A 14,786-nucleotide genomic window follows, 5' to 3' on the forward strand; every position below is an offset into this window, starting at 1 on the left:
ACAATCATCCTTTTAATAGTGTAAGCAGGTGCCTATGAGTTCAGATATCCCGGTCAATATTGGCTTGCTCTACTCTTTCAGTGGAGTGACGGCGGCACAAGAGTTGTCGCAATGGCGTGGGGCGACACAGGCGATTGCTGAAATTAACCACCATGGTGGCATCAACGGCAGGCCGCTGAATGCGATTCATTTTGACCCACAATCTGATGATGCGCAGTTCCGTGCTTTGGCCGAGCAACTCATTGTCGAACATGAGGTTAATGTGATTTTTGGCGGCTATACCTCCAGTAGTCGCAAAGCTATGTCGCCGATTGTAGAAAAATATCGGCGGCTGCTGTTCTATTCGCAACTGTATGAAGGTTTTGAATTTTCTGACAATATTTTCTATGGCGGTGCTGCGCCCAATCAAAACTGCGTACAACTGGCGGATTATTTAACTGGGCAGTTTGGCGCGCGCGTGTATTTGATTGGCTCGCGCTATATTTACCCCTACGAATGTAACCGCAACATGCAGGAGCTAATTCTGCAACGCCATGATGGTGCGGTTATCGGCGAGCGCTACCTTGATCTGAATGCCCCTTATGAAGCTTTCTTGCCCATCATTGAGGAAATAAGCAAAAAGCAGCCAGATTTCATCTTTAGCACTGTGGTGGGACAAACTGTCCCTTTCTTGTATCAAGCTTATCAGGCCGCGGGGCTAGATCCTGCCCGTATGCCTATTGGCAGCCTGAATACATCAGAAACAGAGATTGCCATTATGGGGGCGGAAGTGGCACAGGGTCATTTCAGTTCAGCCCCTTATTTCCAAAGTATTGGCACCCAAGCCAATCAATCAGCACTCAAACAATTTCATCAACAGTTCGGGCCGGAACTCACCACCGACATGAATTGGGAAGCCACCTACAGTCAGGTGCATTTATTCGCCAAAGCTATGGCGGAGTGCGGCAGTGACCATATTTATCCGCTTTCTGCCGCCCTGCGCGGGAGCCAGTTTGATGCGCCACAAGGCCGCATTCGTATTGATCCGCTGAATCAACATACTGGGCTTTATCCGCGCATTGGTATGGCGAATGAAAGTGGGCAATTTACTATCGTGCAGGAATCTCGCCGCATCGTCGAACCCGACCCCTATATGACCCACCAGATTCAGGGCGATTGGGTCACCAAACTCACGACAGTGGGGTATCCACATGCGACCTAGCGATAGCAGAATCAGCCCAACCGCCCTCTTACTCAGCCGCGGAGTCCGCTGTGTCGTGTTACACCCCGACGACGATGATGGCGAAACGCTGACTAATCATTTGCGCCGGATGGGGTTTAAAGTTCAAGCTTTCTGGCCCATTCCCGAACAACTCCCCGCCGACACTGATTTAATTTTCTATGCATTACAGTCAGATAACCCAGAACCGGATGTTTCCTGGTTCGCTCCCAACAAACATGCTCTGATAGCGGTTATCGCCTATGAAAACCCCACATTTATTGACCAAGCACTCAAAATGGGCGCGGATACCACAATCACTACCCCCCTGCGCGCCTCCGGTTTGCTATCGGCGATGGTGTTTGCTTTGCACCATGCCCAACAGCAGCGACAGATGAGTGAACGTATTGAGCGGCTGGAGAAAAAAGTGCTGGGAGTCCGCCAGGTCAGTGAGGCCAAAGCCATCCTGATGCGGATGCACAGCATTGGTGAAGAACAGGCCTACGAGATCCTGCGCCATCAGGCCATGGACAAACGCATTACCGTCGAAGAGATTTCATGCGCACTGATTCAGGCCAATGATATTTTCTCCTGGACCACCCCAGGAGCCGCCAACAACCGGAAAAACTGAGTTTCGATTATTCGGAGCCACCCCAATACATCATTAAGAATTTATGAGGATAATCATGTCGATAGCCCCTTATCTTGCAGCCGCCATTCAGTTTGAACCCCTCATGTTTGCCAAAGAGGCAAATGTGCAGCAGTTATTGGCATTGGTAGAACAGGCGGCACAAAAAGGTGCTCGCCTGATTACTACCCCCGAAATGGCGACCACCGGCTACTGTTGGTTTGACCGACAGGAAATCGCGCCAATGGTCGAAACCGTCCCCGGCGAAAGCACCGCCCGATTCACTGAATTAGCCCAACGTTATCAATGCTATATCGTGTTAGGAATGCCGGAGGTAGACCCGCAAACCGCGCTGTATTACAACAGTGCGGTACTCATCGGGCCGCATGGGGTCATTGGTTGCCATCGCAAAAGTCATCCTTATATTTCAGAACCTAAATGGGCCGCAGCAGGGGATGTCGGGCATCAAGTGTTTGATACGCCGCTGGGGCGTATTGGCATGTTGGTCTGTATGGATATTCACTTTCCCGAAACCGCCCGTTTGCTGGCGCTGGATGGCGCTGATGTAATTTGCCATATCAGCAATTGGCTGGCGGAGCGCACACCCGCACCTTACTGGATCAGCCGAGCCATGGAAAATGGCTGCTATTTACTGGAAAGCAATCGCTGGGGGCTAGAGCGCGGAGTCCAATTTAGCGGCGGTAGCTGCATTATTGAACCTGATGGCAACATTGCAGCAGTGGTGGATGACGGCAACGGAATAGCTTATGCCGAAGTTGATATCAGCCGCAGCCGCCAGCGCCAGGTCTTGGGCGAATTGGTGTTTGAGCAGCGCCGCCCTGACTATTATCACTCACTATTAAGTGACAGTTTTTTATGGAATCCGCAGGATTTCTTTGGGCTTTACGGGCAGCAGCCTTTGCCTGCGGGCAAACAGAGCCGCATCACGGTGGCGCAGTTCTGCTCAACTGAACAGGTAGAGGACAATCTGGCGACCATTACCGCCATGACAGAAAACGCCGTTTTACAACAAGGTAGCGAACTAATTGTCTTCCCGGAATTAGCCCTGACCGGCTATCACGCAGGCGCGGCTGATGCTCAAACACCAGAAAGCCCAGCCGTGCAGGCGTTAGCTCGCCTGGCTATGAAATTGCGGGTCTATCTGGTGGTGGGGATGGCCGAAAAACAGCAGGATAAAAACTACAACACACAGGTTTTGTTTGGGCCAGAGGGGATAATCGGCACTTATCGGCAAATCCATCTTTCTCAACAAAATCAACAGTGGGCCAGCGCAGGGGAATACTGGCGGGTGTTTGATACGGCGCTCGGCAGGGTCGGATTGCTATTGGGCCATGATGCTTTGTTACCTGAATCAGCGCGCATTTTGGCCCTGATGGGTTGCGATATTATCGCCTGTTCCGCCGCCCTGCCGGCCGGTTTTACTGCCGCGCATAAGGGCAGTGCTGTGGTGCAAAATTACCCCATTCCGACTGGAGCCGACCCACTGCACTGGCACTTATTCAGAACCCGCGCAGGGGAAAATAATCTTTATCTGGCCTTTGCTAATGTCGTCGATGACATCAATGAGCGCGGGGGATATAGCGGAGTATTCGGGCCAGAAACCTTTACTTTTCCACGGCTTGAGCGGCTGCTTTGGCAAGAAACGCAAGCCGTCACACAGACAATTGATACTCGCTCACTCGCGGGCAGCCCCTACCCTACCAATGTGGTGCGCCGTAAAGATTTGGTCGCCATGCGCCAGCCCCATCACTATAAACCGCTGCTGAATTAAGCCTCTGCCCAGATAACTCTCGGCTAATTATCGCCGGGAGTTATTCTGCAATAGACTTTATTTGCACATATGTGCAAATCCAACACTATTACGCAAAATAAAAATGTGATCAAAATCGAATATTTGTTCGGAATAAAGTAGACCGACACAAAAACCGCTTTTCCAATTATGTAATATAAATCATACCATTAAAGATAATTGCACAGATGTGCGATATCTGAAGTTAATTTAAAGATGATAATTAGTGGATTATTGTACTGTTGTAATGAGATTCATTATTTTATGCTTTTGACTTAAAAAATAGAAAGTGATTATATCAAGTCATAGATAACTTAATGAAATCTGCACAAATGTGCAAGAGGCTGAAATGGAAAAGAGCGATGATCTGCGCCTGATGGTGAAAGTTGCACAAATGTATTATGAGCAAAATTTCACACAAGCTGAGATAGCGCGGGCGCTGGGGATTTACCGCACCAGCATCAGCCGAATGCTCAAAAAAGTACGCGAACAAGGCATTGTCACTATTTCAATCAACTATAACTATAACGAAAATTTGTTGTTGGAACAGCAGTTGAAATCGCGCTTTAAATTACGTGAGGCAATTGTTGTTTCTTGCGAACAGGACTCATCGCCAGAAAATCAACTAATACTGATGGCAAAACAGTGCAGCGCATTACTGAATAGAATTATTGAAAATGGCGATATTCTGGGCTTCTCCTGGGGCAGTGCGATTGCCACACTGGTTGAGCAGATGGATACCTCGTCGGTATCGCGCCAATTAACCTGTATTCCTATGGTTGGCGGCCCTTCAGGTAAGTTGGAAAGCCGCTTTCATGTTAATACGCTGGTCTACAGCGCTGCGATGAAATTAAAAGGCGAGTCATTGTTGATCGATTTCCCGGCCATTCTGGAAGAAAGTGTTATCCGCGATGGCATTGTGCAATCTCAGCATTATCAGGCGATTGCTGATTATTGGCAGCGGTTGGATATCGCTATATTCGGTATTGGCTCTCCCAATATTTCGGGAAACTCTACCTGGCGCGCTTTTTATGGTAGCGATGTTATTGACCACTTTAATGACCGGCAGGTCGCCGGGGATATCTGCTCGCGCTTTTATGATTTACAAGGTAATCAGGTAGAAACTTATATCTCGGATAAAACCATTACTATTCAATTAGACAAAATTAAGAAAGCCCGTTATTCCATTGGAATTGCACACTCTCACGATAAAATCAGCGGAATCATCGGCGCGATTAAAGGAAAGTATATTAATAGTCTGGTGACTACCAAAGAAACTGCCGAGGAGATATTAAAACTCACGGCGTAATTTATTCATTAATAATGACTATGGGGTTAACGCCCCCTTAATACCTAAATACCCTTTAACAAATCATACTTTCGGTATGTGGCCGAGTATTATCCAAAATTAGATAGACAGGGAAATATTATGAGCGATTGGCTAAATTTAAAAGATAAAGTGGTTATTGTCACCGGTGGTGCGTCAGGGATTGGTTATGCCATTGTAGAAGAATTACTGACGGCGGGAGCCAAGGTACAATTAGCTGATGTTAATCCACTTGAGGGTGAGATTAAAAATAATCCGCAATTGAATTTTATTCAGTTGGATATTTCTGACCGTAATAGCGTACAAGCCGCAATAGATAATATTTTGGCTCAACACGGGCATATTGATGCGCTGGTCAACAATGCGGGGATTAATCTCCCACGACTGTTGGTCGATCCCAAGCAAAGTCATAGCCAATATGAACTGAAAGATAATGAATTTGAAAAAATGGTTAATGTGAATCAGAAAGGGGTCTATCTGATGTCACAAGCTGTAGCACGCAATATGATAGAAAATAAAAACGGCGTCATTATTAACCTCACCTCAGAAAGCGGATTGGAAGGTTCAGAAGGCCAAAGTTGCTATGCCGCGACTAAAGCCGCGCTATACAGCTTTACCCGCTCATGGGCCAAAGAACTGGGGAAATACGGTATCCGCGTAGTGGGTGTCGCACCCGGCATTTTAGAAAAAACCGGTTTGCGCACTCTCGATTATGAAGAAGCACTGGCCTACACCCGCAATATCACCGTCGAACAATTGCGCGACGGTTATACCAAGAATGCCATTCCAATTGGCCGGGCAGGGAAACTCTCTGAAATTGCTGATTTCGTCACTTACCTATTATCCGAACGCGCCAGCTATATCACTGGTGTGACCTATAACATTGCCGGCGGCAAAACTCGCGGTTAACAGGAGGCATAATGGTTAATGTCATTTTTTGTGGTCACGGTGACTTAGCGGTTTCAATGCTCAACTCCGTCAATATGGTGTATGGCGAAACACAGAATATTACCCCGCTGCTATTTAACCGAGGCGAAAACGCCGAAGACTTAGTGAAGAAAATGCAGGATGTCATGGCAAAAAATCACAATGACGCCTGGCTAATTGCGGTGGATTTACAAGGTGGCAGCCCTTATAACGCCGCCGCGCGTCTGGCATTCAGTGATAATCGAATTCAAGTCATCAGCGGATTATCTTTGCCATTGGCATTGGAAATTGCTGATAACCAGCAAGTGATGGCGGCGGAAGAACTGACGGACTATTTACTCGATATCGGCACACAGTGCGTGCAGTCATTCCGACACCAACAAAATAGCGAAGAAGAAGAGGCCGACTTTATATGAAAATCAATCTGGCAAGAATTGACGACCGGCTGATTCATGGTCAGGTCACCACGGTTTGGGCCAAAGAAGCCAAAGCCGAGCGTATTATTATTTGTAGCGACGAAGTTTATAACGATGAAATCCGGAAAACATTATTAAAACAGGCCGCACCACCGGGAATCAAAGTGAATGTCGTTAATATTGAAAAGGCGGTGGCAGTTTATCACAACCCGAATTATATCAACGACACAGTTTTTTATTTATTCACCAATCCAAATGATGTTTTACGATTGGTAGATCAGGGCGTGAAAATTTCCGTGATTAATATTGGCGGCATGGCCTTTAAACAAGGAAAAACACAATTAACCAAAGCAGTATCAGTGGATAAAAATGATATTAACGCCTTTTATGCATTAGCTGAACGTGGTGTTCATTTAGATTTACGAGTAGTCACTTCCGATCCTGATGTGGATGTGATTAAAAAACTACGTGAGTTGGAGTCTAAATAACGGCACGTCAATTAATAGACAAATAATAACTCAGGTTTTATTAAACATTTAAATCCTATTACTTAACCTGGGCAATACAACTATTTAATTATAGTCCACGACTATAGCAGTGATGACCGCGTTGTATTGTCCAAAGGGGTCCACCATGGAAATAAGTTTACTACAAATAATCTTAATCTTTATTTTCTCATGCATTGCCGGTATCGGCAGCGTGCTGGATGAATTCCAAACTCACCGGCCATTAATCGCCTGCACTATTACTGGTTTAATTCTTGGCGATATGACCACCGGCGTTATCCTCGGCGGTACGTTGGAGTTAATCGCCCTTGGTTGGATGAATGTGGGTGCCGCGCAATCTCCCGACTCTGCGCTCGCCAGTATTATCGCCACCATTCTGGTGATTGTCGGCCATCAGAATATTGCCACCGGGATCGCCATTGCCCTGCCGGTAGCCGCTGCTGGCCAAGTATTGACGGTCTTTGCCCGCACCATCACTGTAGCGTTCCAGCACGCAGCTGACCGAGCCGCGGAAACAGCCAATTTCGCCATGATTGATTTTATGCATGTATCGGCATTGTTGGTTCAGGCCATGCGAGTTGCCATTCCGGTATTGATCGTGTCTATCTTTGTCAGCGCCGATACCGTTAGCCATATGCTCAGTGCTATTCCAACGGTAGTGACCCATGGGTTGCAAATTGCGGGCGGATTTATCGTGGTGGTCGGCTACGCCATGGTGCTCAACATGATGGGCGTGAAATACCTTATGCCCTTCTTCTTCCTCGGTTTTATTGTCGGAGGCTATCTCGGTTTCAGCCTGCTCGCCTTCGGCGGTATCGGTCTGATCATTGCCTTGCTGTATATCCAGTTAAACCCGCTTTATCAGAAACCGGCAGCGCCTGTAGCGCAAGCCAGCCAAGCCAAACTTGATGAATTAGAAGATTAGGAGACGCCGACATGACCACATTAAACAAACGATTAACCCGGTCTGATCTGTTTAAAATGTTTTTACGCAGCAACTTGCAACAGGCCTCTTTTAACTATGAACGTATTCATGGCCTGGGTTTCTGCTATGACATGGTACCCGCAATCAAGCGCTTGTATCCGCTAAAAGAAGACCAAATTGCCGCATTGAAACGCCATTTAGTGTTCTTCAACACCACACCGGCGGTCTGCGGGCCAGTGATAGGCGTCACCGCCGCGATGGAAGAGGCGCGAGCCAATGGTGCGGATATTGATGAAGGGGCAATCAATAGCTTGAAAATCGGGCTGATGGGGCCGCTGGCTGGGGTCGGTGACCCGTTGATTTGGGGGACTTTGCGCCCAATCACAGCCGCTTTGGGAGCCTCGCTGGCACTGAGTGGTAATGTGCTAGGGCCGATTCTGTTCTTCCTTTCCTTTAATTCTGTGCGCCTGGCGCTGAAATGGTTCGGTCTGCAATACGGTTTCAACAAGGGCATCAATATCGTCAAAGATCTTGGCGGGAATTTGCTGCAAAAACTGACCGAGGGCGCATCCATTTTGGGCTTGTTTATCATGGGGGTATTGGTCACCAAATGGACCAGTATCAATGTGCCGCTGGTGATATCGAAAACGCCGGGTCACGACGGCACCACTGTGACCATGACGGTGCAGAATATTCTGGATCAGCTTTGCCCAGGTTTGCTGGCGCTGGGGCTTACCCTGTTAATGATGCGTTTACTCAAGCGCAAAATTAACCCTATTTGGCTCATCTTCTCCCTGTTTGGCCTCGGAATTTTGGGCTCATGGCTTGGCATTCTTTCCTGATTAATGCCGGGAGGTTTTTTATTCTATTTGAAGTTTTTTATTCGATCGGCTGTTTTGTATTTACAAATAATTGAGGTGGTTCCAAATGAAAACTAAAGCACTGCGTTTATATGGCAAGAATGACCTGCGGCTGGAAAGCTTCGACTTACCGGAAATAGGCGATGATGAAATTCTGGCCACTGTCGTGACTGACAGTATTTGTCTCTCTTCATGGAAAGAAGCCAATTTGGGCGCTGACCATAAAAAAGTGCCGGATAATGTGGCAGAAAATCCGATTATTATTGGTCATGAATTTTGTGGCGATATTTTGCAAGTTGGTAAGAAGTGGCAGCATAAATTCAAACCCGGCAGCCGTTATGTGATTCAGGCTAATCTGCAATTACCCGACCGCCCAGATTGTCCCGGCTATTCTTTCCCTTATGTAGGCGGTGAAGCCACTCATGTGGTTATTCCCAATGAAGTTATGGAGCAAGATTGCTTGCTGCCATATGAAGGCGAAAGTTATTTTGAAGGTTCATTGGTAGAGCCACTGTCTTGTGTTATCGGTGCATTTAATGCCAATTACCATCTGGTTCCCGGCACTTATCAGCATAAAATGGGGATAAAACCCGGTGGTAATGTATTAATTCTGGGTGGCACCGGCCCGATGGGATTATTAGCCATTGATTACGCGTTGCATGGACCCGTTAATCCGCAATTATTGGTTATTACCGATCGCCACCAGCAAAAGCTGGATTATGCCGCCCGCTTATATCCGAGCGAGCCGCAGACTCAAGTGCATTATCTGAATACCAAACACACTGATGATCAGTTTGAACGTTTAATGGCACTGACGGAGGGCAAAGGTTATGACGATATCTTCGTTTTCGTCCCTTCAGCTGAGTTGGTCACATTAGCTTCAAGCCTATTAGCTCCGGATGGCTGCTTTAATTTCTTTGCTGGCCCGCAGGATAAGAATTTTATGGCGTCGGTTAATTTCTACGACCTCCATTACTCCTTTACCCATTATGTCGGCACCTCAGGCGGTAATACCGACGACATGCGCGAAGCGGTGAAGTTAATTGAAGCGAAGAAAGTGAACGCGGGGAAAGTGGTATCTCACATTCTCGGGCTAAATGATGCGGCGGAAACCACCTTGAATTTACCGCAAATTATCGGCGGTAAAAAGTTGGTTTATACCGGCAAAAATATGCCCCTGACCTCATTAAGTGAACTGATGAGTACCGAGCAAGATTCGCCGTTATTACAGGAACTGCAAGTCATTTTGCGCGAAACTGATGGATTGTGGTCAAAAGCCGCCGAAGATTTTGTCCTGGCGCACGCCCAAGAGATTTAACCTGCCAATCAAGGGCGGTTGATATCATAACCGCCCTCAACTCACTCCGGCAGATGTTTTGCCGTCGATTCATCGGTAGTCGCATCATTGGCTACCGCATTGAGCAACACATCCAACAGGCCGGGGAAGCGGGTATCAATATCATCGCGCCGTAATGATAACAAACTCTCGCGACCACAAGGCCGTTGCCAGATAACACCACTTTCCCGCAATACACGCCAATGATGTGTCAGGGTAGATTTAGATAAACCTTGCACCAAAGTGCCACAGGCATGTTCACCACCCGCAGCCAATCTACGCACCACCGCCAACCGCAGTGGATTACCTAAAGCCGTCAGCACATTTTCCAGCCGGATCTGCTCACGCTCAGGATGATTTGCAATCATAGTGTTCCTATTAATAAGTCACAGACGACGAACAAATTCCCCGTCAAACTGCCAGATTCGACCATATAAAACGACCCTTAGCGGGCGGCAATATAGCCTATACTCCATTTTGGCCCTACTAAAAATTCTAATGCAATGATGACCCCCCCCTCAACCATTGCTCAACACTATTATTGCACAGTTTCAGAACAAATAATTAAATTGTACGTGTATATTCGTACAGTGAGATTATACTAGTGGCGATCAAGTGATCATTAGCAGCAATGCTGAACTTAAACCAAACTCACAACTTCCCGGTAGGGCATAACACCGCCCACCCCGAAATTGCCATTATCATTAAGGACTTAATATGGCACGTAAAACTCCTATCGAGCGCTATCGCAACATTGGTATCTCCGCCCACATCGACGCCGGCAAAACCACCACCACCGAGCGTATTTTGTTCTATACCGGCGTCAGTCATAAGCTGGGTGAAGTGCATGATGGCGGCGCGACTACTGACTGGATGGCACAGGAGCAGGAACGTGGCATTACCATTACATCGGCTGCCGTGACCTGTTTCTGGAAAGGGATGGACGGAACCTTACCCGATCACCGCATCAACATTATCGACACCCCCGGACACGTGGATTTCACGATAGAAGTGGAGCGTTCCATGCGGGTGCTTGATGGTGCGGTCATGGTGTATGACGCGGTCGGTGGCGTGCAGCCACAATCCGAAACTGTCTGGCGTCAGGCCAATAAATATCGTGTTCCACGTTTAGCATTCGTTAATAAAATGGACCGCCCCGGCGCTGATTTTTTCCGCGTCCGCCAGATGATGATTGATCGTCTGAAAGCCAATCCAGTGCCCATTGTGATTCCCATCGGCAGTGAAGAGCACTTTACCGGCGTGGTAGATTTGCGGCTGATGCGCGCGATAATCTGGGATGAAGCTTCTCAGGGCATGACGTTTAGCTATGAACCCATCCCGGAAAACTTGCTGGTGACCGCGAATGAGTGGCGCGAAAAAATGGTCTCCGAGGCGGCTGAAGCTTCTGAAGCACTGATGACCGAATATCTGGAAACCGGCGACCTGACGGTGGATGAAATTACCCAAGGTCTGCGCATCCGGACTATTGCCGGTGAAATTCAGCCCATGATGTGCGGCAGTGCTTTTAAGAACAAAGGTGTGCAGCGCATGTTGGATGCAGTGGTTGAACTGATGCCATCGCCAATAGATATTCCGCCGGTCAGCGGCACAGATGAAGACGGTAATGAAGTGAGCCGCAAGGCCGATGATAATGAAAAATTCTCGGCGCTGGCGTTCAAATTGATGACCGACCCCTATGTCGGCCAGCTGACTTTCGTGCGCGTCTACTCAGGTGTATTGAGCAAAGGCGGCAGTGTTTACAACCCGATTCGCGGCAAAAAAGAACGTATTGGCCGTATTGTTCAGATGCATGCCAATAACCGGATTGAAGTGGATGAAATCCGCGCCGGTGATATCGCCGCCTGTGTCGGCTTGAAGGATGTCACCACTGGGGAAACCCTGTGTGACCCAGATGCGGTAATTACGCTGGTGCGAATGGAATTCCCTGAGCCGGTAATTTCACAAGCGATTGAACCTAAGACCAAGGCCGATCAAGAGAAAATGGGGCTGGCACTGCAACGTCTGGCATCGGAAGATCCGTCATTCCGTATCCGGACTGACGAGGAGTCCGGCCAGACCATTATCTCCGGCATGGGTGAATTGCATCTGGAGATCATTGTCGACCGCATGAAACGCGAGTTCGGTGTGGAAGCCAATATCGGTAAACCACAAGTCACTTACCGCGAAACCGTGCGCAAGACCGTCACAGATGTTGAAGGCAAATTTGTTCGTCAATCCGGCGGTAAAGGGCAATACGGCCATGTGGTCTTTACTCTCGAACCGCAGGCTCCGGGCAGCGGCTTTGCTTTTGTTGATGCGACTAAAGGCGGTGTAGTGCCGCGTGAATATATCGGTGCCGTAGAAAAAGGCGTACTGGAAGCCACCAATACCGGGGTTCTGGCCGGTTATCCGGTGGTGGATGTGAAAGTGACCTTGACGTTCGGTTCTTATCACGAAGTGGACTCATCGGAACTGGCGTTTAAAATGGCCGCCATCTTTGGTTTCAAAGAAGCAGTCAAGCGCGCCTCACCGGTGATCCTTGAGCCAGTGATGAGTGTCGAGGTGGAAACACCGGAAGAGTATGCCGGTAATGTGATGGGCGACCTTTCCTCTCGCCGTGGCTTGGTGCAAGGCATGGAAGAGATGGTCGGTGGCGGGAAAATCATCCGGGCGGAAGTGCCGTTATCAGAAATGTTCGGTTATTCCACCGTGTTGCGTTCCATGTCACAGGGGCGCGCGACTTATACTATGGAATTCAAGCATTACGCTGAAGCACCACGTAATGTGGCCGATGCCATTATTGCCGCACGAGGCACTAAAGCCTAACTCTGCCCTACACGTAAAATAACAAACCAAGCCGCCAGTGGATCATGTTTCCGCTGGCGGTTTTTTATTGGCGAGCCACTTTATTATCAACTAAATAGCAACCCGGCGACAGATCTCCACCCCTTTATCACTCGGCAGATGATAATAATTGGTCACATGAATGAAATTTCTGACCATGAAAGCAAAGCTGCTCCGTTCCAATGCGGGTAATCACCTGCCATCCTCACGGCCCACAATGGTTTTATGACCTGAAAAATAAGCCACATCATCCAGTTCAAACTGACAATCCATATCAGTAATGCCTTGTAATAACGCCGGAATATGCGGCCATTCCATAAAACCGTACTGTGCGGTGCCGCGCCAATAACTCGGCGTTTGCTCAGTAATTACCAGCAGCTCTCTTATTCCATAGGCAAAGCTGCTCCAGTAGCTTGATAAAAGTCAACCATCCCTCAGCACAACCCAGAGATAATCCCATTAAATAAATAAGGTTATTAGCAGGGTAAATACATAAATGTGAAAGCGAATACCGCTTTCCACACAACAAAGGAGTGCTGCTGTGATAAGAAAATGGCTAATTGGCGGAGGTATATTAGTAATTGCAGGTTATCTGGGCGTAGCAGGTTATATCTACATGACGGATAACGCACGCAGTAACACATTAATCAACGGGGAAAAAAAACGATCTCAGGATACATCCCCCTCGGCAAGCAATACAAAAATAACTAACCAACAAATCAGCAATCTGTTTTATCAAAAGGGTTGCGATTATTGCCATACCAGCAGTGCATCTCTGCCTTTTTATGCTGCGATCCCAGGCGTGAAACAATTAATGGATTACGATATTCAACAAGGTAGCCAATATTTCTCACTGGAACCGACCTTATTGGCGATTAAAGAAAATCACGCAGTACCGGAGGCTGATTTAGCAAAAATCGAATCGGCCATTGCTCGCGAACAAATGCCACCACAGCGTTTTGCTGTTTTACACTGGGCTTCAGGTCTCAATGTTGAAGAAAGAAATCAGATTCTTGATTGGGTGAAAGCACAGCGGGCGGAACATTTCCCCTCCACCAGCAGCAGCGACATGCAACATCTGACATTACAACCGCTGCCAGATGCCTTGCCCATCGATAGTCAAAAAGTGGCATTGGGTTCCCGCCTCTTCCACGATCCACGGTTGTCCAGCGATAACACCGTCTCCTGCGCCAGTTGCCACCTGCTCTCTAAAGGTGGGGTCGATAATTTGGCGACCTCAACCGGCGTTGATGGTCAGAAAGGCGGAATAAATGCGCCAACAGTCTTCAATGCCGTGTTCAATGTGAATCAATTCTGGGATGGTCGCGCCGTTGATTTACAGCAACAGGCTGGTGGGCCACCATTGAATCCGGTGGAAATGGCATCAGCCTCGTGGGCTGACATTATTAATAAACTGCAACAGGATGCACAATTAACACAGGAGTTTGTTCAAGTTTATCCGCAAGGCTATTCCGAGCACACTATTACTGATGCTATTGCTGAGTTTGAGAAAACGCTGACCACGCCGAATAGTCCTTTTGATCGCTATTTGAAAGGCGATGTTAATGCTCTGACTGCCAGCCAAAAAAACGGCCTAGCTTTATTCCAGCAAAATAAATGTGACACTTGCCACGTGGGTAAAAATATTGGTGGGCAGTCCTATGACCTCATGGGATTAAAAAATAATTACTTTGCAGATCGCTCAAAAGAGCTGACAACCGATGACCAAGGACGTTTTAATGTCACTAAAGATCCCCGTGATATGCACCGTTTTAAAACACCGGGCCTGCGGAACATTGCTTTGACAGCACCTTATTTCCACGATGCACAAGCCGAAGATTTAAATCAGGCTGTTGAAATGATGTTGAAATATCAAGTGGGGACTAGCCTGCCACCGCAAGACGTCAAAGATATCGTCGCCTTCCTTGAAAGCCTAACTGGGGAATATATTCCACATCAATAGTCGTGATTAATATCAAAAAACGGCCAATCCAGAAAAACATCCGTAG

General features: G+C 47.8%; 14 protein-coding genes. 12 read left to right on the forward strand and 2 right to left on the reverse strand.

Translation table 11 applies throughout. The features are described from left to right. Positions 1 to 34: 34 nt before the first annotated feature. The 10 genes from OVO64_RS17475 (at position 35) to OVO64_RS17520 (ending at position 9,915) form a co-directional block, all read left to right on the forward strand. Positions 35 to 1,201 carry a transporter substrate-binding domain-containing protein gene (locus OVO64_RS17475; protein WP_038635878.1) on the forward strand — a complete coding sequence of 389 codons (1,167 nt, stop codon included), beginning with the start codon at positions 35 to 37 and terminating at the stop codon, positions 1,199 to 1,201. Further along, entirely contained in the window at positions 1,191 to 1,829 is a 639-nt protein-coding gene (locus OVO64_RS17480; RefSeq protein ID WP_038635881.1) for an ANTAR domain-containing response regulator, read from the forward strand. Before OVO64_RS17475 ends, OVO64_RS17480 begins: the two co-directional genes overlap by 11 nt. A 55-nt stretch (positions 1,830 to 1,884) precedes the next feature. Continuing rightward, complete coding sequence (locus tag OVO64_RS17485; protein ID WP_038635884.1) at positions 1,885 to 3,618, forward strand: nitrilase-related carbon-nitrogen hydrolase; 1,734 nt, start codon at positions 1,885 to 1,887, stop codon at positions 3,616 to 3,618. Positions 3,619 to 3,985: 367 nt separating this feature from the next. Continuing rightward, complete coding sequence (locus OVO64_RS17490; protein ID WP_038635887.1) at positions 3,986 to 4,945, forward strand: sugar-binding transcriptional regulator; 960 nt, start codon at positions 3,986 to 3,988, stop codon at positions 4,943 to 4,945. 120 nt (positions 4,946 to 5,065) lie between these two features. Beyond that, a complete protein-coding gene (locus OVO64_RS17495; RefSeq protein WP_032819215.1) occupies positions 5,066 to 5,872 on the forward strand; it encodes an SDR family oxidoreductase in 807 nt (268 codons plus the stop codon). An 11-nt stretch (positions 5,873 to 5,883) separates the two neighbouring features. Further along, a complete protein-coding gene (locus tag OVO64_RS17500) occupies positions 5,884 to 6,306 on the forward strand; it encodes a PTS sugar transporter subunit IIA (RefSeq protein ID WP_004389159.1) in 423 nt (140 codons plus the stop codon). Then, positions 6,303 to 6,794 carry a mannose/fructose/sorbose PTS transporter subunit IIB gene (locus OVO64_RS17505; RefSeq protein WP_032819212.1) on the forward strand — a complete coding sequence of 164 codons (492 nt, stop codon included), beginning with the start codon at positions 6,303 to 6,305 and terminating at the stop codon, positions 6,792 to 6,794. Before OVO64_RS17500 ends, OVO64_RS17505 begins: the two co-directional genes overlap by 4 nt. A 145-nt stretch (positions 6,795 to 6,939) precedes the next feature. After that, positions 6,940 to 7,737, forward strand: coding sequence for a PTS mannose/fructose/sorbose transporter subunit IIC (locus OVO64_RS17510; RefSeq protein ID WP_219646757.1), 798 nt, complete (start codon positions 6,940 to 6,942; stop codon positions 7,735 to 7,737). Between the two features lie 11 nt (positions 7,738 to 7,748). Next, entirely contained in the window at positions 7,749 to 8,579 is an 831-nt protein-coding gene (locus tag OVO64_RS17515; RefSeq protein WP_032819211.1) for a PTS system mannose/fructose/sorbose family transporter subunit IID, read from the forward strand. 85 nt (positions 8,580 to 8,664) lie between these two features. Then, on the forward strand, positions 8,665 to 9,915 hold the full coding sequence (locus tag OVO64_RS17520) for a zinc-binding dehydrogenase (RefSeq protein WP_004389155.1): 1,251 nt from the start codon (positions 8,665 to 8,667) through the stop codon (positions 9,913 to 9,915). Between the two features lie 41 nt (positions 9,916 to 9,956). Here OVO64_RS17520 and OVO64_RS17525 read toward each other — a convergent pair whose 3' ends face one another. Further along, positions 9,957 to 10,301 carry an ArsR/SmtB family transcription factor gene (locus OVO64_RS17525; protein WP_050292248.1) on the reverse strand — a complete coding sequence of 115 codons (345 nt, stop codon included), beginning with the start codon at positions 10,299 to 10,301 and terminating at the stop codon, positions 9,957 to 9,959. A gap of 349 nt (positions 10,302 to 10,650) precedes the next feature. Here OVO64_RS17525 and fusA point away from each other — a divergent pair, with 349 nt between their 5' ends. Beyond that, positions 10,651 to 12,759, forward strand: coding sequence for an elongation factor G (gene fusA / locus OVO64_RS17530; protein WP_145509986.1), 2,109 nt, complete (start codon positions 10,651 to 10,653; stop codon positions 12,757 to 12,759). 210 nt (positions 12,760 to 12,969) lie between these two features. Here fusA and OVO64_RS20660 read toward each other — a convergent pair whose 3' ends face one another. Further along, a complete protein-coding gene (locus OVO64_RS20660) occupies positions 12,970 to 13,164 on the reverse strand; it encodes a KUP/HAK/KT family potassium transporter (protein WP_416371397.1) in 195 nt (64 codons plus the stop codon). Between the two features lie 154 nt (positions 13,165 to 13,318). Between OVO64_RS20660 and OVO64_RS17540 the strand changes: the two genes are divergently transcribed. Next, entirely contained in the window at positions 13,319 to 14,740 is a 1,422-nt protein-coding gene (locus OVO64_RS17540) for a cytochrome c peroxidase (protein WP_038635899.1), read from the forward strand. The last annotated feature ends 46 nt before the right edge of the window (positions 14,741 to 14,786 follow it).

This window comes from Yersinia sp. Marseille-Q5920 (genome assembly GCF_946902935.1).
Taxonomy (GTDB): domain Bacteria; phylum Pseudomonadota; class Gammaproteobacteria; order Enterobacterales; family Enterobacteriaceae; genus Yersinia; species Yersinia rochesterensis.

What these genes read in the sequence shown, in the direction of transcription:
- OVO64_RS17485 (WP_038635884.1), top strand. Translation starts at nt 1,885, where the DNA reads ATGTCGATAGCCCCTTATCTTGCAGCCGCCATTCAGTTTGAACCCCTC.
- fusA (WP_145509986.1), top strand. Translation starts at nt 10,651, where the DNA reads ATGGCACGTAAAACTCCTATCGAGCGCTATCGCAACATTGGTATCTCC.
- OVO64_RS17505 (WP_032819212.1), top strand. Translation starts at nt 6,303, where the DNA reads ATGAAAATCAATCTGGCAAGAATTGACGACCGGCTGATTCATGGTCAG.
- OVO64_RS17480 (WP_038635881.1), top strand. Translation starts at nt 1,191, where the DNA reads ATGCGACCTAGCGATAGCAGAATCAGCCCAACCGCCCTCTTACTCAGC.
- OVO64_RS17525 (WP_050292248.1), bottom strand. Translation starts at nt 10,301, where the DNA reads ATGATTGCAAATCATCCTGAGCGTGAGCAGATCCGGCTGGAAAATGTG.
- OVO64_RS17520 (WP_004389155.1), top strand. Translation starts at nt 8,665, where the DNA reads ATGAAAACTAAAGCACTGCGTTTATATGGCAAGAATGACCTGCGGCTG.
- OVO64_RS17500 (WP_004389159.1), top strand. Translation starts at nt 5,884, where the DNA reads ATGGTTAATGTCATTTTTTGTGGTCACGGTGACTTAGCGGTTTCAATG.
- OVO64_RS17515 (WP_032819211.1), top strand. Translation starts at nt 7,749, where the DNA reads ATGACCACATTAAACAAACGATTAACCCGGTCTGATCTGTTTAAAATG.
- OVO64_RS17495 (WP_032819215.1), top strand. Translation starts at nt 5,066, where the DNA reads ATGAGCGATTGGCTAAATTTAAAAGATAAAGTGGTTATTGTCACCGGT.
- OVO64_RS17475 (WP_038635878.1), top strand. Translation starts at nt 35, where the DNA reads ATGAGTTCAGATATCCCGGTCAATATTGGCTTGCTCTACTCTTTCAGT.
- OVO64_RS17510 (WP_219646757.1), top strand. Translation starts at nt 6,940, where the DNA reads ATGGAAATAAGTTTACTACAAATAATCTTAATCTTTATTTTCTCATGC.
- OVO64_RS17490 (WP_038635887.1), top strand. Translation starts at nt 3,986, where the DNA reads ATGGAAAAGAGCGATGATCTGCGCCTGATGGTGAAAGTTGCACAAATG.